Raw genomic sequence first — 424 nt, 5'->3', positions numbered from 1 at the left:
CCGCTGCCGGGACGAGGCTGCGCTCGACGCGACTCATCCCTGCGTCCCGGAACTCGGCGGAGTGGTCCCCGCCGGCCGGTCCCTCGGATCCGGCTCCAGCCCGGCCCCTTCATCACCGGGCAGAATTACGCCCGCCTCGCGCTGCGCATTGTCATCAAGCAGGAGCGATTCGAAGTCACCCGGAGCACACGGCATCACCGCCCCGATCAGGTACAGCTCCTCGGCACCGCCGGTATGGAAACTCGCCCGCAACACCGGACCACCCTCCCCATAGACACTCGGCCGCGGAGTCGTGTCCACCAACCGCACCGTCATCCCCAACGACTCCCAATACTCCGCCACCTTCCGAGCATCACCCTCAACATCCGCCCCCGCCGGAGCCCACCAGTCATAGCTATAACTCGCCCCCTTCACCCCACCACCC

General features: G+C 67.5%; 1 protein-coding gene. It reads right to left on the bottom strand.

The features are described from left to right. Positions 1-33: 33 nt before the first annotated feature. On the bottom strand, positions 34-424 hold a 391-nt coding region (locus ACH61_RS18760; RefSeq protein ID WP_236713740.1), incomplete at its 5' end, for a hypothetical protein.

This window comes from Rathayibacter tanaceti, from assembly GCF_001634385.1.
GTDB lineage: Bacteria > Actinomycetota > Actinomycetes > Actinomycetales > Microbacteriaceae > Rathayibacter > Rathayibacter tanaceti.
The sequence above is the reverse complement of the archived record's forward strand: the minus strand, read 5'-3'. Positions and strand labels throughout refer to the sequence as shown.